This window comes from Mycolicibacterium madagascariense (assembly GCF_010729665.1).
GTDB lineage: Bacteria > Actinomycetota > Actinomycetes > Mycobacteriales > Mycobacteriaceae > Mycobacterium > Mycobacterium madagascariense.
Window position 1 is genome coordinate 2,421,508 of the sequence record NZ_AP022610.1, and the last position, 17,049, is coordinate 2,438,556.

14 protein-coding genes are annotated in these 17,049 nt (G+C 68.8%); 7 read left to right on the plus strand and 7 right to left on the minus strand.

The window, feature by feature from the left end; all coding sequences use genetic code 11:
- The first annotated feature begins 208 nt into the window (after positions 1–208).
- On the plus strand, positions 209–1,597 hold the full coding sequence (locus G6N60_RS11540) for a DEAD/DEAH box helicase (RefSeq protein WP_163736826.1): 1,389 nt from the start codon (positions 209–211) through the stop codon (positions 1,595–1,597).
- Between the two features lie 3 nt (positions 1,598–1,600).
- On the opposite strand, the gene G6N60_RS11545 is transcribed toward G6N60_RS11540, so the two are convergent.
- Entirely contained in the window at positions 1,601–3,910 is a 2,310-nt protein-coding gene (locus G6N60_RS11545; protein WP_163736829.1) for a molybdopterin guanine dinucleotide-containing S/N-oxide reductase, read from the minus strand.
- A gap of 121 nt (positions 3,911–4,031) precedes the next feature.
- Between G6N60_RS11545 and G6N60_RS11550 the strand changes: the two genes are divergently transcribed.
- Together G6N60_RS11550 and G6N60_RS11555 are read left to right on the plus strand one after the other, a co-directional pair.
- Positions 4,032–5,189, plus strand: a complete 1,158-nt coding sequence (locus tag G6N60_RS11550; protein WP_163736832.1) for an acyl-CoA dehydrogenase family protein — start codon at positions 4,032–4,034, stop codon at positions 5,187–5,189.
- Between the two features lie 137 nt (positions 5,190–5,326).
- On the plus strand, positions 5,327–7,537 hold the full coding sequence (locus tag G6N60_RS11555) for a sunset domain-containing protein (protein WP_163736834.1): 2,211 nt from the start codon (positions 5,327–5,329) through the stop codon (positions 7,535–7,537).
- On the opposite strand, the gene lexA is transcribed toward G6N60_RS11555, so the two are convergent.
- Positions 7,534–8,202: a transcriptional repressor LexA gene (lexA, locus tag G6N60_RS11560; protein ID WP_163736837.1), complete on the minus strand. Its 669-nt coding sequence runs from the start codon at positions 8,200–8,202 to the stop codon at positions 7,534–7,536. The genes G6N60_RS11555 and lexA overlap by 4 nt on opposite strands.
- A 194-nt stretch (positions 8,203–8,396) precedes the next feature.
- On the opposite strand from lexA, the gene G6N60_RS11565 reads away from it, so the two are divergent.
- A complete protein-coding gene (locus tag G6N60_RS11565) occupies positions 8,397–8,864 on the plus strand; it encodes a LysM peptidoglycan-binding domain-containing protein (protein ID WP_163736840.1) in 468 nt (155 codons plus the stop codon).
- 85 nt (positions 8,865–8,949) lie between these two features.
- Entirely contained in the window at positions 8,950–9,411 is a 462-nt protein-coding gene (gene nrdR, locus G6N60_RS11570; protein ID WP_163736843.1) for a transcriptional regulator NrdR, read from the plus strand.
- Between the two features lie 47 nt (positions 9,412–9,458).
- Here the strand turns inward: nrdR and G6N60_RS11575 are convergent, their stop codons facing one another.
- Positions 9,459–10,481 (minus strand): alpha/beta fold hydrolase, encoded by a 1,023-nt coding sequence (locus G6N60_RS11575; protein ID WP_163736846.1) that lies wholly within the window; start codon positions 10,479–10,481, stop codon positions 9,459–9,461.
- 42 nt (positions 10,482–10,523) lie between these two features.
- Positions 10,524–11,507: a proteasome assembly chaperone family protein gene (locus G6N60_RS11580; RefSeq protein WP_163736849.1), complete on the minus strand. Its 984-nt coding sequence runs from the start codon at positions 11,505–11,507 to the stop codon at positions 10,524–10,526.
- Positions 11,508–11,650: 143 nt separating this feature from the next.
- Here G6N60_RS11580 and G6N60_RS11585 point away from each other — a divergent pair, with 143 nt between their 5' ends.
- Positions 11,651–12,445 carry a trypsin-like serine protease gene (locus tag G6N60_RS11585; protein ID WP_163736852.1) on the plus strand — a complete coding sequence of 265 codons (795 nt, stop codon included), beginning with the start codon at positions 11,651–11,653 and terminating at the stop codon, positions 12,443–12,445.
- Here the strand turns inward: G6N60_RS11585 and sthA are convergent, their stop codons facing one another.
- Positions 12,446–13,861 carry a Si-specific NAD(P)(+) transhydrogenase gene (gene sthA, locus G6N60_RS11590; RefSeq protein ID WP_163736855.1) on the minus strand — a complete coding sequence of 472 codons (1,416 nt, stop codon included), beginning with the start codon at positions 13,859–13,861 and terminating at the stop codon, positions 12,446–12,448. It lies immediately after the preceding gene.
- 162 nt (positions 13,862–14,023) lie between these two features.
- Between sthA and G6N60_RS11595 the strand changes: the two genes are divergently transcribed.
- Positions 14,024–15,076 (plus strand): DUF4192 domain-containing protein, encoded by a 1,053-nt coding sequence (locus G6N60_RS11595; protein WP_163736858.1) that lies wholly within the window; start codon positions 14,024–14,026, stop codon positions 15,074–15,076.
- Here G6N60_RS11595 and G6N60_RS11600 read toward each other — a convergent pair.
- Both G6N60_RS11600 and G6N60_RS11605 read right to left on the minus strand, forming a co-directional pair.
- Positions 15,073–15,762, minus strand: coding sequence for an iron-dependent transcriptional repressor DtxR (locus G6N60_RS11600; RefSeq protein ID WP_163736861.1), 690 nt, complete (start codon positions 15,760–15,762; stop codon positions 15,073–15,075). The two genes, G6N60_RS11595 and G6N60_RS11600, sit on opposite strands and share 4 nt — an antisense overlap.
- Before the next feature lie 181 nt (positions 15,763–15,943).
- Positions 15,944–16,903, minus strand: coding sequence for a sigma-70 family RNA polymerase sigma factor (locus G6N60_RS11605; protein ID WP_163736866.1), 960 nt, complete (start codon positions 16,901–16,903; stop codon positions 15,944–15,946).
- Positions 16,904–17,049 lie beyond the last annotated feature (146 nt).

Genomic DNA, 17,049 nt, shown 5'->3' on the forward strand with positions numbered 1-17,049 from the left:
GTCAGCACGTCGTGGAACGCTCGATCTTCCCAGACGCCGTAGTCACACCGACGTGGCCCAACGCATCTTGGCGATCAGTGCTTTGCACTAGCTCTTCTCGCGGCGATCGATGTTGCCCACCGGCAATCTCGCCCATCGAGCCCCGTCATCGCGTGACCCACATCGTCTCGCGCAGACGCGGCCGCACCCGTGCCCGAAAGGCATCTACATGACTGCAGCACCCACCTTCGAGTCCCTTGGCGTGCCGGCGAACATCGCCCGCGTCCTCGCCGACCGTGGCATCGCCTCACCGTTCCCCATCCAGACCAGCACCCTGCCCGACACGCTGAAGGGCCGTGACGTGCTCGGCCGCGGTAAGACCGGGAGCGGCAAGACCCTCGCATTCTCGATTCCGTTGGTAGCCGGGCTATCCGGCGGCTCGCGACGGCCGTCGAAGCCCACCGGCCTGGTGCTCGCGCCGACCCGTGAACTGGCCACCCAGATCACCGCCGTGATCGAACCCCTCGCCGCGGCCGTCGGCATGAACGTGACGACCATCTTCGGTGGGGTCTCCCAAAGCCGGCAGGTCTCGGCGCTGCGCGCGGGCGTCGACATCGTCGTCGCCTGCCCCGGTCGTCTGGAAGACCTGATGAAGCAGCGGCTCATCACCCTCGACGCCGTGCAGATCACGGTGCTCGACGAGGCGGACCACATGGCCGATCTCGGCTTCCTGCCCGGCGTGACCCGCATCCTCGCGGCCACGCCCGCCGGCGGCCAGCGCCTGCTCTTCTCGGCGACGCTGGACAATGGCGTCGACAAGCTGGTGCAGCGCTTCCTGCGCAACCCGGTCACGCACTCCGTCGACGAGATCGACGCCCCGCCCGTCGCCATGACCCACCACGTGTTCCACGTGTCGGGCGCCCAGGAGAAGACGCAGCTGGTGCACCGGCTCGCCTCGGGCACCGGTCGGCGAATCCTGTTCATGCGCACCAAGCATCAGGCCCGCAAGTTGGCCAAGCAGCTCACCGAAGCCGGCGTTCCCTCGGTCGACCTGCACGGCAACCTGTCCCAGCCCGCGCGTGACCGCAACCTCGCGCTGTTCAGCTCGGGCGACGCGCGCGTGCTCGTCGCCACCGACATCGCCGCCCGCGGCGTGCACGTCGACGACGTCGAACTGGTCGTGCACGTCGACCCGCCCGTCGAGCACAAGGCCTACCTGCACCGTTCGGGCCGTACGGCGCGCGCGGGCAGCGCAGGTGACGTGGTGACGGTCGTGCTGCCCGAGCAGCGCCGCGACACCCAGCAGCTGCTGCGCAAGGCGGGCATCTCGGCCCAGCCGCAGCAGGTCCGCGCCGACTCGGCGAGCGTGCTCGAACTGGTCGGCGAGATCGCCCCGCATCGCGAGCCCCCGCCCCGCCCGGCGACTCCCGCCCGTACCGGTGGCTCCGGCCGCGGCGGATCGGGACGTGGCGGATCGGGCCGTGGCGGCAACGCCTCCTCGCATCGCGGCGGTCCCGGCTCCGGCGGCAGGCCCACGACGTCCGGCGGCAACGGACGCCGTGGCGGCGGACCGCGCCGGCCCCGGTCGGGCTCCGGGCGGGCTCAGACCGGTTCGTAGGTCCTAGGTCGTCGAGCGGTCCTGCGACCGCTCGACGATCGTCGGGGGCTGATGCGCCCGAACGGGTGGCAGCGGACCGTCGAAGGCCTCCACCTGCACCAGCACGTGTGCGCCGGTGCATCCCTGCGCCAGTGACGACGTACCCACGTCGGCCGTCAGCACGTTGGGGTTGCCGTGCACGCACATGGCGTCCAGATCGGCGGGATCCTCCGGGTCGTACCAGGCGCCGGTGGACAACTGCACCACGTTCGGCCGTAGGGCATCGTCGACGACGAGGCCCGCCAGGCACGACCCCCGGTCGTTGAAGACGCGCACCACGTCCCCTGCCGTCAGCCCGCGTCGCTCGGCGTCCTGCGGGTGCATCCGAATCGGTTCGCGCCCTTGCACTTTCGAGTTCAGGCTGGTTCGGCCGCCGTCCAACTGACTGTGCAACCGGGTCGCGGGCTGATTGGCCACCAGGTGCAGCGGATGGTCGACGGCCCGCCTGCCGCCCAACCATTCCTGCGGCTCGTACCACGCCGGATGCCCGGCGCAGTCGCCGTATCCGAACCCGTCGATGACGGTGGAGAACACCTCGATGCGGCCGCTGGGGGTGCGCAGTGGGTGGGCGACCGGATCGGCCCGGAAGTCCGAGAGCAGCGTCAGCCCGGTCTCGGTTGGCAACCGCAGGCTGCCCGCCGCCCAGAACTCCGAGAACGTCGGTACTTCGAAATCGAGGCGGCCCGCCCAGGTGTCGTACATGTGGGTCAGCCACCCCATCGCGTCGCGGCCCTCGGTGAACGCCGCTTCGACGCCGAGTCGCTCGGCCAGCGCGGCGAACGTCGAGTAGTCGTCGCGGGCATCGGCGTAGGGCTTCGTCATGGCGGGCATGGCCACCAGCACCGGGTCGTTGCGCGACCCGGAGTAGTCATCGCGTTCGAACGGCGTCGTCGACGGCACGACGACGTCTGCGTGCTTGGCCATCGCCGTCCAGTACGGCTCGTGCACCACGACGGTGTCGACGCGCCCGAGTGCCCGACGCAGCCGGGGCAGGTTCTGATGGTGGTGGAAGGGATTGCCGCCGGCCCAGTACACGCACTTGATGTCGGGGTAGGTGAGCCTGCGCCCGTCGTAGTCGAATTCCTCGCCGGGGTGCAGCAGCATGTCGCTCACCGCGGCCACCGGGATGAACGTGTTCACTGGGTTCGCGCCCTGGGGGAACGTCGGCAGCGGGCAGCGCAGCGGCGCCATGCCCAGTTCGTTCTGCGAACCGTAGCCGTGGCCGAAACCCCCTCCGGGCAGGCCGATCTGGCCGAGCATCGCGGCGAGTGTCACGCCCATCCACGGCGCCTGCTCGCCGTGGCGCACCCGCTGCAGCGACCAACTCACCATCACGATGGTGCGGTGCGCGGCCATCTGCCGCGCGAGGGCGACGAGGTCGTCGGCGGGCAGGCCGCTCAGTGCGGCGGCCCACTGCGGTGTCTTCGGGATGCCGTCGCTCTTCCCCAGCAGGTAGCGCTCGAACCGGTCGTAACCGACGCAGTGCGTCTGCAGGAACTCGCGGTCGGCCAACCCCTCGACGGCCAGGACGTGGGCCAGCGCGAGCATGATCGCGACGTCGGTGCCCGGCACGGGCGCCCACCAGTCGCACTCACCCGAGGTGTCGTCGCGCAGGGGACTGATGGACACCACGCGCCCACCGCGCTCGCGCAGGCTGTCGAGCGCTGTGCGCGTCGGATGTTCGGTGGAGCCACCGGGATTCACCGCGGAGTTCTTGATCCCCACCCCACCGAAGCACACCAGCAACTCGCTGTGCTCGGCGATGACGCTCCACTCCGTCGACCGCTTGAACAGGTCGTCATGGGTGCCGACGACGCGCGGCATGATCACCCCGGTGGCGCCGAGGCTGTAGGAATGGCGCGAAAAGGTATATCCGCCAAGCAGTTTCAAGAACCGGTGCAGTTGGCTCTGGGCGTGGTGGAAGCGTCCCGCGCTGGCCCAGCCGTACGAGCTGCCGTAGATGGCCTCGTTGCCGTAGGTGTCGATGACCCGGCGCAGCTCCCCGGCCAACAACTCGGTCAACTCGTCCCACGACACCGCGACGAACTCCTCGGCGCCGCGCCGGGTGGTCGGTCCCGGCCCGTCGTCGAGCCAGCCCCGACGGACCGCGGGCCCCGTGACGCGCGAGCGGTGCCTGATCGACCCGGGCAGGTTGCCGAGCAGGGGAGACGGGTCGGCATCGGCGTGCCAGGGGTGCACCGAGGCGATGTCACCGTGGTCGACGTCGGCGGTGAAGGCCCCCCAGTGCGTGAGTGACGTCGAAGACTTCGCCATTGCGCACATCCTAGATGTGGGGGGTCGCCGAGGGGCACCGTCGTGCCGTCCTGCCCCAACCATCCGGTTGGGTGGTATATCGTCGGGGGTAATCCCTTTTACGTCGACCCGGAGGTCCGCCATGGGCGCCATCAAGTACGACCGCACCCTCTTCGAACCGGAGCACGACCTGTTCCGGGAGTCCTACCGCGGATTCCTCGAACGTCACGTCGTGCCGTTCCACGACCAGTGGGAGAAGGACAAGATCGTCGACCGCGGCGTCTGGCTCGAAGCGGGCAAGCAGGGATTCCTCGGCATGGCGGTGCCCGAGGAGTACGGCGGGGGCGGCAACGACGACTTCCGGTACAACGTCGTCATCACCGAGGAGACCACGGCCGGACGCTACAGCGGCCTCGGCTTCCCGCTGCAGAACGACGTCATCGCGCCATACCTGCTGCGGTTGGGCACCGAGGAGCAGAAGCAGCGCTGGCTGCCCGGCTTCTGCTCGGGCGAACTCATCACGGCGATCGCGATGACCGAGCCGGGCACCGGTAGCGACCTGCAAGGCATCAAGACCCGCGCGGTCAAGCACGGCGACCACTACGTGCTCAACGGCTCGAAGACGTTCATCACCAACGGCATCAACGCCGACCTGGTGATCGTGGTGGCCTGCACCGACCCCGACAAGGGCGCCCTCGGTTTCTCGCTGCTGGTGGTGGAGCGCGGGATGGAGGGCTTCGAACGCGGCCGTCATCTCGACAAGATCGGCCTCGACGCCCAGGACACCGCCGAGCTGTCGTTCACCGACGTCAAGGTGCCCGCTGAGAACCTGCTCGGCGAGGAGGGGTCCGGTTTCGTGTACCTCATGCAGAACCTGCCCCAGGAGCGGATCAGCATCGCCGTGATGGCGGCGGCGGGCATGGAGGCGGTCCTCGAGGACACCGTGCAGTACTGCAAGGACCGCAAGGCGTTCGGCAAGCCCATCGGCAGCTTTCAGAACAGCCGGTTCACGCTCGCTGAACTCGCGACCGAGGCCACCATGGTGCGCATGATGGTCGACGAGTTCATCAAGCTGCACCTGGAGGAGAAGCTGACCGTCGAGCAGGCCGCGATGGCCAAGTGGTACTCCACCGAGGCGCAGGTGCGGCTCAACGACCGCTGCCTGCAACTGCACGGAGGTTACGGCTACATGCGCGAATACCCCGTCGCGCGGGCGTTCCTGGACGGTCGGATCCAGACGATCTACGGCGGCACGACGGAGATCATGAAGGAGATCATCGGTCGTAGCCTCGGCGTCTAGCGACCACTCATCGGTAGCCTGGCCGCGCGACACATTCCCCGGACGGGTTGGATATCCCTCAAGATGGACGTCGACTGACGCAGAGTTGACGAACGCGGTACTCAAGGGAGTCCGGCGCAGCTCGCTGGGAGGACGCAATGACGGGGCATGGAACCCGCCTGGGCAGGACGATCGGACGCGCTGGTGTCGGGGTCATCGCAGCGATGGTGGCCGCGCTGCTCTGGACACCGCTTGCCGCGGCAACCCCTGACACCGACGCCGACGCCGCGATCACCCAGGCGTGGGACGCGGCAGGCGGCCCCGACGGCCCGCTCGGACCGAAGGACGGCGGGGTGTACCCGGCGGGCATCGGTTTCGGGCAGGACTTCGCCGGCGGCAAGATGTTCTTCACCCCGGACACCGGCGCCCACGCCGTGCGCGGCGCGATCCTCGACAAGTACGAGTCGCTGGGCGGCCCGGCCGACGGCGACCTCGGGTTTCCCACCATCGACGAGGGCGACGGCAAGGCGCCCGGCAGTCGCAACACGACCTTCAGCGCCGCCGACCGGCCGGTCATCTTCTGGACGCCCGACAACGGCGCCCACGTGGTGCGGGGCGCGATCAACGCCGCCTGGGACAAGCTCGGAGGATCGGCGGCCACCCTCGGTGTTCCCACGGCCGACGAGACCTACGACGGCGACCAGGTCAGCCAGGTCTTCTCCGGCGGACAGGTGACCTGGAACCGCAAGACGAACGCCTTCACCACCACGCCCCCCGAACTCGCGGACCAACTCACCGGGCTCGCGATTCCCGGCGACGTGACGACGGCCATCGACGCGGCCCGTCGGGCCGCGGGTGGTCCGCTCGGTCCATTGGGTGCCGCCGACGGCGGCCAATACACGATCGGCAGCGACGGAACCGGGCAGAACTACGCGGGCGGGAAGATCTTCTACAGCCCCGCCACCGGAGCCAACGTGCTGACCGGCCAGCTGCTCGCGAAGTACGAGAGCGTGGGCGGTCCCCAGGGAGATCTCGGCTTTCCGACCAGCAACGAGAACGATGGCGGCCTGGCGCCGATGAGCAAGATCGCGAGCTTCGCCGCCGCCGATCAGCCCGTGATCTTCTGGACGCCGGACTTCGGCGCAGTGATCGTCCGGGGAGCGATGAACGCCGCGTGGGCCAAGCTCGGCGGAGCCACCGGTCCACTCGGTGCGCCCACGGCCGACCAGACCGTCAACGGCGACGTCACCACGCAGAAGTTCAGCGGCGGGGCCGTCTTGTGGAACAAGAAGACCAACGCATTCACCACCGAACCGGCGAACCTGCAGTCCCAACTGACCGGGATCGAGGTGCCGGGTCGCGACGCCCCGCAGTCCACGCCCCCCGCCGCCGCGCCGGATGCCGGATCGTCGGGGCACGTCAGCTGGTGGTGGTTGCTGGCCGTCATCCCGCTCCTCGTGATCGTCGGCGCGGTGACGGCCGCGGTGTTGAGGCGGCGGCGCCGCGATGTCGAGCCCGGGCGCGACGACTACGACGACCGTGACGAGTACGACGACGACTATGACTACGACGACTACGACGACGACCGTCCCGCGGACGACGACGATTCGGGGCCGTTGCCGGTGCACGACGACGAGGACGGTTCGGGGCAGCGGCGTCGCAGCGACTGGGCATTGCCCGCCGCCGGGCACGGCGACGTCGGCGACGGGCCCCACGACAGTCCCCACGACGGCGAGGGCTTCGTCGCCGACCTGTCGCGCAACCAGGACGCCATCGACACGGCTCCGACACCTGTCGTCTCGGACGCCGACCTCAATGGTGATACCGAGGCCGAGGCCGGGCCCGAGCTCGACGCCGGGCCCGAGGTGTCGCGGTTCGCGGCATTCGCCCACCATCCCGACCACTCCGATCAGCCAGACCATCCAGACCACGACGTGGAACCGGACCACGCCGACCATGCGGACGGCGATGATCACGCCGCGTTCGTCGACCACGCCGAGCACGCCGCACCGGAGGCCAACGCCGACTCTGGCGTCGACGATGGCGAGGAACCCCCACACGACGTCGGCAGGGAGCCGTTGGCGCCGTTTGCCGCCGCGGTGATGTCCCATGCCGATCCGGAGCCGGACAGCGGGCCGCCCAGCGGTCGACACGCAGCCATCCACTTCGACGAGCCGACGGCCCTCGAGACGTCGCTGCGGTTGGCCACCGAAGACCCGTTCAACGCGCCCAGCGGCTACCCGATCAAGGCCGACACGAAGACGGGCCTGTACTGGACGCCCGGCAGCGGTGAGTACGACCGCGCACGTGCGGAGATATGGTTCGCCAGTGAGGAATTCGCGCTGACGAACGGGTTCGCGAAGGGCTAGATCTTCCGGATCACGGTGACGACCTTGCCGAGGATGGCCGCATCGTTGCCCGGGATGGGATCGAACGCGGGGTTGTGCGGCATGAGCCACACCTGACCGCTGGTGCGCTTGAACGTCTTCACGGTGGCCTCGCCGTCGATCATCGCCGCGACGATGTCCCCGTTGTCGGCCACGTTCTGCTGCCGGATGACCACCCAGTCACCGTCGCAGATGGCCGCGTCGATCATCGATTCGCCGACCACCTTCAACAGGAACAGGGCACCCTCGCCGACGAGTTCCCTCGGCAGGGGGAACACGTCCTCGACGGCCTCCTCGGCGAGGATCGGCCCGCCGGCGGCGATGCGTCCGAGGACCGGGACGAAGGTGGGTTCGGGAAGGGCATCCGAGCCGGCGACGTCGGTCGTCACGACCGTCGTGCCGGTCCGTGCGGGATCGTCCGGCGTTCGCACGTCCACGGCGCGCGGGCGGTTCGGGTCGCGGCGTAGATAGCCCTTGCGCTCGAGCGTGCGGAGCTGGTGCGCGACCGACGACGTGGAGGTCAGTCCGACGGCATCGCCGATCTCGCGGATGCTCGGCGGGTATCCGCGAGACGTCACCGAACTGCGGATGACCTCGAGGATGGTGCGCTGACGTTCGGTAAGGACCGTGTCACTGCTGTCACTCATGGCGGTGAATGTAGTCCGCCGCGTCCCCAGAATCAAACATGTGTTCGACGCGTGTCGCCGACGGTCGACGTCGAGCGGACGTGTCGGTGGGTGGCGCTACCGTCTGCAACAGTTCGATCACGTGTTCTAGTAATCGAACACCTGAGCGATTAGTATTCGAACACAAGAGCGAACCGACGACGAAAGGCCCTGAGATGACGATCATCACCCGCGAAGACCCCACGGACCTCGTCGTGCGCCCACTGCGGCCCGCACGCCCGGTGCGGCGGACGCCGGCGAGCGCGCGACGCGGACCACAGCGCCGCCGGCCCGCGGGCGCGCCGCTGACCCACCGGAGCACCGGTGTCCTGATGTCACGCGCCTCGCACCGGCGCAAGCCGGTCACGCCGTTCACCACCGTGGTGCTCGCGCTCATCGCCGCGGCCATCACGGTCTGGCTCGGTCTGGTGGCCCACTTCGGCGCTGCGCAGCACGCCCCGGCCCCGGCGCCGGCCCGGCTGGCCGTCGTGCAGGTCCAGGCGGGGGAGTCCCTCGAGCAGCTCGCGCAGCGGATCGCGCCCGACGCGTCGATCGGCGCCGTCGTCGAGCAGATCCGCGATCTGAACGAGCTGAGGTCTCCGGCGGTCGACGCGGGACAGACGCTCATCGCGCCGGTGGGTTGATCGCGGCATGCGCCGTGAAACCCGCTGCCGTGCATCGGTACGCTCGTATGCGACCGGAGTAGTCGAGCGCGGCGGAGGAGCGGAGATGCATTGTCCGTTCTGCCGTCATCCCGACTCGCGGGTGGTCGACTCCCGAGAGGCTGATGAAGGCCAGGCGATACGTCGTCGCCGGTCATGTCCCGAATGCGGCCGACGATTCACCACCGTGGAGACCGCGGTGCTGGCCGTCGTCAAGCGCAGCGGTGTCACCGAGCCATTCAGTCGGGAGAAGGTGATCAAGGGCGTGCGCCGAGCGTGTCAGGGCCGCCAGGTCGACGACGACGCCCTGAACCTCCTGGCTCAACAGGTGGAAGACGCGGTGCGCGCGGCAGGTTCACCCGAAGTGCCCAGCAACGAGGTCGGGCTAGCCATTCTCGGCCCGTTGCGCGACCTCGACGAGGTCGCCTATCTACGGTTCGCGTCGGTCTACCGGTCGTTCTCGTCGGCCGCCGACTTCGAGCGCGAGATCGAGGCGCTCCGCGCCCATCGCGGCGTGTCCTCGGCCTAACGCGTTGTCCCGCAACGGTTCTCGAGGCCCCGACTACTCTTTAGCTCCTAGGTAGCGCTGCGCTCGTCGGCACCGAGGGCGTCGAGCACGGCCACCCGCGTGTCCATCGAACCCGTGAGCCCTTTCTCACTGACCCCCGAACGCAACAGGTTGCGCAGCAGCTCCTGGTCGTAGACGGCCGGGTCGGTGGAGCCGATGAACTTCTCGACGATCTCGACGAAGCGATCGGGGTCGTCGTGAAACGGGAAGTGCCCGGAGCCTTCGAACACGTCGAGCCGCGAACCCGGCATGGCGGCATGGGCCATCCGCGCATGCCCGACCGGGATGACGGAGTCCTGTGAACCCCAAATCAGTTGCACGGGAACGGATTCGGTCAGGTAACAGCGGTCGAGCATCGTGACCACCTGACCCCGCCAGTCGACCACCGCGCGCAGTGTCCGCGCGAACGCCGACGATGCGGTCGGTTCCGGAAGGTCGGCGAGGATGCGCAGCATGTCCGGGATGTCGCGGCCCACGCCGGTGGAACCCAGCAGAGCACCGCCGACCCGCCCGAGCATCTGCAACGCGGGCAACACCATCGGCAGCCGCAACACCGCGAGCGCCTCGGTGCCCATCGGCAGCGAGGCGATGCGCAGCGCGACGTTGACGTCCTTCGTCACGCCGCCGGCACCGACGAGGATCAAGCGATCGACCAATTGCGGGAACTGGTAGGCGAACTGCATTGCCACTCCGCCGCCGAGGGAGTGGCCGACGACCGTCACCCGTTCGACGTCGAGCACGCTGAGCAGGTCGCGCATGCCGTTGGCGTAGGCGGCCACCGAGTAGTCGGCGCGTGGCTTGTCCGACTTGCCGTGTCCCAGCAGGTCGGGGGCGATCACGGTGAACCGCTGCGCCAGCTTGCTCTGCACCGTGCTCCAGGTCGTGGAGTTGTCGCCGATGCCGTGGATCAGCAGGATCGCCGGGCCGGAACCCGCGATCCGGTAGGCCCGCCGGTAGCCGTGGATGACGCGGTAGTGCAGCGTCGGGGTCACCTCGCGCACCGGCCGCAGATTGGGCTTTCGCTCCGTCACGATCACCAACTCCGTCGTCGAGCCCGGGGCAGGGCGGTCACGTCAAGACCCCGTGTTGCCGTCCTCGCCCGCGGAGTCGTCGCCGGTCTGCTCGGCAAGGAATCGCTCGAATTCGGCGCCGAGCTCATCGCCACTTGGCAAATCCTCGTCACGCGCCAGCAGGGACCGATTTTCTTGGGCAGCAACGAACGCATCGTACTGTCGCTCCAGCGCGGTCACCACTTGAGCAACCTCGTCGCTCGAGGAGACCTGCTCGTCGATCTTGGTGTGCACCTCCGCGCCCGCCTCGGCGAGCGGCCCGAGGGGCAGCCGCAGCGAACCGGTCTTCGCGACCTGGGCCAACAGCGCCTCGGCCGCGGGTGGATAGTCCGTCTGGGCCAGGTAGTGCGGCACGTGCACGGTGAAGCCGACGGCGTCGTGACCGTGCTGGGTCATCCGGTACTCCAGCAGGTTCGACACACTGGCCGGCACCTGGACCTCGCCGACCCACGGCTGATGATCGGCGATCAGCGACTTGTCGCCGGCATGGGCGGTCATGGTCACCGGTCGGGTATGGGGAACCGCCATGGGAATGGTCCCGAGGCCGATGACCTGACGGACGTCCAGACGCTCGGCGAGCAGCCGCACGGCCGTGATGAAGCGCTCCCACCGCAGGTCGGGTTCCAGACCGGCCAGCAGCAGGAACGGGGTTCCGACGCTGTCGCGCAGCGCGTACAGGTTGAGTTCGGGGTTGTCGTAATGGGTGAAGTGGTCGCTCTTGAACGTCATCAGGGGCCGACGGGAGCGGTAGTCCAGCAGCTCGTCGATGGCGAAGGACGCCACCAGCTCGGTGTCCAAGGTGTCCTTGAGGTGCCCCGCGGCGATCTTGATGACGTGGCCCGCATCGGAGAAGCCCTCGAGCGCATGGATCATCACCGGTCCCCGGCCGTCTTCGGACGACAGCTGTGGCGCCGGAAACTCCAGCTCGTATATCCCGGTCTGTTCGGGTTGGTAATGCTGCCCCGTGTCTTCTGGGTGATCAGCCATTTCGCCTCGCCTCCTCGTACGTCTAGTGTCCCGCACTCGAGGTTTTCCACCGCATCGCCCCACTCATCGCTGGAACACCGGGTGCCCGCACCCGCATTCCGTCCCCATGCCGCTTCCAGTTTCGTGCGGCAAGATCGGTCCCCATGCGCCGTTCACGACTCGTTCTGCTCGCCGTCGTGGCGGCCGCGATCACGTCGTGCAGCGGTCCCGCCGCGACGCACGGCAAGTCGGCGTCCCCTCCGTCGCCGCTGATCCGCAACGCCCGCGCCGTGACGGTGACGGCCGATCCCGTCCCGCCCGATCCGCGGATCGGCGCGATCTTCGTGGGTGGTACGACGACCCATTCGTGCACCGGATCGGTGCTGCACTCGGCGACGGGTGACCTGGTGCTGACCGCGGCGCACTGCATGGCCGACGGCCCGGACAACTGGTTTGCCCCGGCCTATACCGACAGCGTGACGCCGGATTTCTGGCACATCGACCGCATCTACCTCGATCCGCGGTGGACGGCGCGCGAAGACCCCCTTGCCGACTTTGCGGTCGTCAGCGTCAGCCACGGCGCGCGCGGATCGCTCGAGGCGGCCTCGGGCGGCGGATTCGTCGTCGGCCCGACGCCTCCGGTCGGCACCGACGTCGCCGTGACGGGATACGCCACGGGTGTCGGGGGCGGTCCCATCGGCTGCTTCGGCGCCCTGTCCGCCCGCGACCAGGGCTACCCGTCACTGCGGTGCGGGGGCCTGGTCGACGGGACCAGCGGGGCGCCGTGGCTGAGCGGTGACACCGTCGTCGGCGTCACGGGCGGACTGCAGGGCGGGGGGTGTCAGGAGAACGTCTCCTACGCCGCGCCGTTCGACGCGGCGATCACGCGACTGGTTGCCCGGGCCGAGGCCGGTGGCGCAGGCGACTCCGTGCCCGGCTCCTACGCCGACGGGTGCTGATCAGGCTCTGAATTGGGCCAGTGCGCGCAGCTTGTTCATGACGTCCAATGCGGCGACCTTGTACGCCTCGGAGAACGTGGGGTAGTTGAACACCGCGTCGACCAGGTATTCGACGGTGCCCCCGCAGCCCATGACGGCCTGGCCGATGTGCACCATCTCGGTGGCGTTGCTGCCGAAGATGTGGACACCCAGCAGCGTCAGGTCCTCGGTGGACACCAGGAGCTTGAGCATCCCGTAGGAGTCCCCGGCGATCTGGCCGCGGGCGAGCTCGCGGTAGCGCGACACGCCCACCTCGTAGGGGATCGAGTCCTTCGTCAGATCGACCTCGCTGGCTCCGACGTAGGACACCTCCGGGATGGAGTAGATGCCGATCGGCTGCAGCGCGGTCATGCCCTTGCAGGGCTCGCCGAATGCGTGGTAGGCAGCGAGCCTGCCCTGGTCCATCGACGTCGCGGCCAGCGCGGGGAAGCCGATGACGTCGCCGACGGCGTAGATGTGGTCGACCTTCGTCTGGTAGTCGTCGTCGACGAAGATCCGGCCGCGCGCGTCGGCTTCCAGGCCCGCCGCCTCGAGATCCAGGTCCTCGGTCTGGCCCTGCCGCCCGGCCGAGTACATCACGGTCTCGGCGGGAATCTGCTTACCGCTGGCGAGCGTGGTGACGGTGCCCGAGGCGCCGACGTCGACGGCGGTGACCTCCTCGCCGAAGCGGAAGGTGACCGCCAGGTCGCGCAGGTGGAAGCGCAGCGCCTCGACGATCTCGGGGTCGCAGAAGTCGAGCATGGTCGGGCGCTTCTCGACCACGGTCACCTTGGTGCCCAGCGCGGCGAACATCGACGCGTACTCGATGCCGATGACGCCGGCGCCGACCACCACCATCGACGTGGGAATGGTCTTGAGGTCGAGGATGCCGTCGGAGTCGAGCACCCGGGAGTCGTCGAACTCCACCCCGCTCGGCCGCAGTGGTTTGGTGCCCGTCGCGATGACGATGTTGCGGCCGGACACGGAGATGCTCTCGGCGCGGTTGGGATCCTCCACCTTCAGGGTGTGGGCGTCGATGAAGTGGGCGTGCCCGACGTACAGTTCGACCCTGTTGCGCATGAGCTGCGAGCGCACGACGTCGATCTCCCTGCCGATGACGTGCCGCGTGCGGGCGAGCAGGTCGGCGGGCGTGATCTTCTCCTTCACGCGGTAGCTGGCGCCGTACAGTTCGCGCTGGCTCATGCCGGTGAGGTAGACGACGGCCTCACGCAACGTCTTCGACGGAATCGTGCCGGTGTTCACGCAGACGCCACCGAGCATCAGCCCGCGTTCGATGACGGCGACGGATTTGCCGAGTTTGGCGGCGGCGATGGCGGCCTTCTGTCCGCCGGGGCCCGAGCCGATGACGACGAGGTCGAATTCCTGCATGGAGCTCATGAGGAACAGGTGTACGCCGCCCGCCGCCATCCTGCATGGCGAGTACGTCAACACCGCGTGAACATCGCTCCGCCATCCACAGGGCGCATTTCGTCCACAGGAGGAGCCCGTACGGCGGGTGCGGGCCGGTTTTCGTGGGTGGGGGCTGGGAGGTTGTCGTGCATGGCGACCTTCAGAGCTTCCGACGACCATCTCAACAAGCCCGGCGCGTTGATTGCCGCGCTCCCTGCGGTGCTCGGCTTCGTACCCGAGCACTCCCTGACGATCGTGACCGTCGAGGACGGTCAGCTGTCGTGCGTGATGCGCGTCGACCTCTCCGAGGAACTGGTCGACTCGCTGGACCACCTCGCCGAGGTGGCGGCGGCGGCCGAGCCCGACGGTGCCCTCGCCGTCATCGTGGACGACGACGGAATGTCCTGCCGAGCGTGCCTGGAGGAGCACCGGTGCCTCGTCGCGGCGTTGACCACCATGCTGGCCGCGCGCGACGTCGAACTCCTCGGCGCCTTCGTCGCCGACCGGGTCGAGGCGGGCGGGCAGTGGCTCAGCCTCGACGGCCGACCCGGGTGGGGACGGATCGAGGATCCCCGGTCCTCGCCGATGGCGGCCGCCGCGGTCCTCGGCGGCCGTGCGCTCCATGCGCGCCGGACCGACCTCGAAGACGTGATCGCGACGGCCGATCCCGCGCGGACGGAGGCGCTGCGGGCGGCGATGGTCCTCGCCGAACACGACGGTGATCGCCGGCCCAGGGCCGCCGCGCGCCGCGACGTCGAACACGCCGTCGCGTCCGCGCGCCGGCTGGCTCGCGGCGTGCCCCCCGCCGACGCCGACCTCGTGCGGCTGGCCTGGGGCGTCACCGACACCCGCGTCCGCGACGTGCTCTACGCATTGGCGGTCGGGCCGGAGGCGGGTGCGGCCGAGGCGCTGTGGGCGCTGCTGGCGCGCACGCTGCCGGACCCGTGGCGGGTGGAAGCCATTGTGCAGCTTGCCTTTTCGGCGTATGCGCGGGGTGACGGGCCGTTGGCCGGGGTGTCGCTCGAGGCGGCGCTGCGCAGTGACGAGGAGCATCGCATGGCGCGCATGCTCGATCAGGCCCTGCAGACGGGCATGCGACCGGAGCAGATCCGCGAACTCGCCCAGACCGGACACCGGCTGGCCAAGCGGATGGGGGTGCGCTTGCCGCCGCATCCTGGCGGGCCGCGCACGCGCGTCGGCTAGACCTTCTCGACCCGCACGGCGTGGGCCATGTGATGGGGGAGTTCGACCTGCTCGTGACCGGGGATGACGATCATCACCCCGCCGTGATCGCTGACCTGGACGGTGACGCGGGCATTGGGCACCACGCCCGCGTCCTTCAGGCGGGCGATCAGCTCGACGTCGCCCTGGACGTGCTCGGTGAGCTGACGGACGCGCACCGCCACGGGAAAACCCGAGGGCAGCTCGGTCAGTCGCACCAGGCTGACGTCGTCGGAACCCGAACCCGTGACGCCCAATTCGGACAGCCCGGGAATCGGGTTGCCGAAGGGGGAGGTGGTCGGGTTGTCGAGAACCTGCACCAAGCGGCGCTCGACGTCCTCGCTCATGACGTGCTCCCAGCGGCAGGCCTCGGCGTGGACTTCTTCCCACGGCAGTCCGATGACGTCGACGAGCAGCCGTTCGGCTAGCCGGTGCTTGCGCATGACCGATACGGCGAGCGCGCGGCCCTTGTCGGTCAGCTCGAGGTGGCGGTCTCCCGCGACGTGCAGCAGTCCGTCGCGCTCCATGCGCGAGACCGTCTGGCTGACGGTGGGGCCGCTCTGCTCGAGCCGCTCGGCGATGCGGGCTCGCAGGGGTACGACGCCTTCTTCCTCGAGGTCATAGATCGTCCGCAGGTACATCTCGGTGGTATCGATCAGATCGTTCATTCGCCGCCCTCCATTGCTTGCCGAGTCTACCGGTCACGGCGCCTGAACTGGGGTGCAACCTACTGGCGACACGGTGTGATCCCCACCGCCGCGCCGTGGCCTGCATCAGCGCACGCCCCGAAGACGGCGCGATGCCCGCCGCGGGGCGCGGCGGGCATCACTCGTGGGGAAGTCGGGGGTCTTAGCTGGCGTAGGACCGCAGACGCTCGGCACGCTCGCCCTGGCGCAGCTTCGCCATGACCTCGCGCTCGATCTGGCGCACGCGCTCGCGCGACAGTCCGAACAGCTTGCCGATCTGGTCGAGCGTGCGTGGCTGGCCGTCGTCCAGGCCGAACCGGAGCCGGATGACCTGCTGCTCGCGCTCGTCCAGCGTCGCCAGCACGTGCCGGATGTCGGTGTGCAGCAGCTCCGAGATCACCGCGTTCTCTGCGGACATCGCCTCGGCGTCCTCGATGAAGTCGCCGAGGGGAGCCTCCTCGTCACTGCCGACCGGCATGTCGAGGCTTACCGGGTCGCGGCTGTGGGACAGCAGGTCGGCGATCTTCTCGGCGGGGATGCCGGACTCCTCGGCCAGTTCCTCGTCGCTGGCGTCACGCCCGAGGTTCTGGTGCATCTCCCGCTTGATCCGCGCGAGCTTGTTGACCTGCTCGACGAGGTGGACGGGAAGCCGGATGGTGCGGCTCTGGTCGGCCATGCCACGGGTGATGGCCTGCCGGATCCACCAGGTCGCGTAGGTCGAGAACTTGAATCCCTTGGCGTAGTCGAATTTCTCCATCGCCCGGATCAACCCCAGGTTGCCCTCCTGGATCAGGTCGAGCAGCGGCATGCCGCGGCCGGTGTACCGCTTGGCCAGGGAGACCACCAGGCGCAGGTTCGCCTCGAGGAGATGCCGGCGAGCCGCCTCACCGTCACGCACCACGGCCGCCAGTTCGCGCTTGCGGGCGTCGCCGAGTCGCTTCTTGGTGTCGAGGAGGTGCTGCGCGTAGAGCCCGGCCTCGATGCGCTTGGCGAGCTCGACCTCGTCGGCCGCGTTGAGCAGAGCCGTCTTGCCGATCCCGTTGAGGTAGACCCGGACGAGGTCCGCGGCTGGGCTCTGCGAGTCCAAATCGGTGTCGATACGGCTTGCGGTGGCGTTTGCCATTACGGCCTCCTGCTCTACTGGAACTGTCATGAGCTCTAACGCTCTAGTCGTTCCAGGAGTTCCCGCGCCTTGTCCGTTTCACACCTTCTGACCTGCAGTTATTCGGCCAAGACCTGAGATTCTCCTGAGAAAGGAGCCATCTTCCT

What these genes read in the sequence shown, in the direction of transcription:
- nrdR (WP_163736843.1), top strand. Translation starts at nt 8,950, where the DNA reads ATGCATTGTCCGTTCTGCCGTCATCCCGACTCGCGGGTGGTCGACTCC.
- G6N60_RS11545 (WP_163736829.1), bottom strand. Translation starts at nt 3,910, where the DNA reads ATGGCGAAGTCTTCGACGTCACTCACGCACTGGGGGGCCTTCACCGCC.
- G6N60_RS11550 (WP_163736832.1), top strand. Translation starts at nt 4,032, where the DNA reads ATGGGCGCCATCAAGTACGACCGCACCCTCTTCGAACCGGAGCACGAC.
- G6N60_RS11600 (WP_163736861.1), bottom strand. Translation starts at nt 15,762, where the DNA reads ATGAACGATCTGATCGATACCACCGAGATGTACCTGCGGACGATCTAT.
- G6N60_RS11605 (WP_163736866.1), bottom strand. Translation starts at nt 16,903, where the DNA reads ATGGCAAACGCCACCGCAAGCCGTATCGACACCGATTTGGACTCGCAG.
- G6N60_RS11555 (WP_163736834.1), top strand. Translation starts at nt 5,327, where the DNA reads ATGACGGGGCATGGAACCCGCCTGGGCAGGACGATCGGACGCGCTGGT.
- G6N60_RS11565 (WP_163736840.1), top strand. Translation starts at nt 8,397, where the DNA reads ATGACGATCATCACCCGCGAAGACCCCACGGACCTCGTCGTGCGCCCA.
- sthA (WP_163736855.1), bottom strand. Translation starts at nt 13,861, where the DNA reads ATGAGCTCCATGCAGGAATTCGACCTCGTCGTCATCGGCTCGGGCCCC.
- G6N60_RS11580 (WP_163736849.1), bottom strand. Translation starts at nt 11,507, where the DNA reads ATGGCTGATCACCCAGAAGACACGGGGCAGCATTACCAACCCGAACAG.
- G6N60_RS11585 (WP_163736852.1), top strand. Translation starts at nt 11,651, where the DNA reads ATGCGCCGTTCACGACTCGTTCTGCTCGCCGTCGTGGCGGCCGCGATC.
- G6N60_RS11595 (WP_163736858.1), top strand. Translation starts at nt 14,024, where the DNA reads ATGGCGACCTTCAGAGCTTCCGACGACCATCTCAACAAGCCCGGCGCG.
- G6N60_RS11540 (WP_163736826.1), top strand. Translation starts at nt 209, where the DNA reads ATGACTGCAGCACCCACCTTCGAGTCCCTTGGCGTGCCGGCGAACATC.
- lexA (WP_163736837.1), bottom strand. Translation starts at nt 8,202, where the DNA reads ATGAGTGACAGCAGTGACACGGTCCTTACCGAACGTCAGCGCACCATC.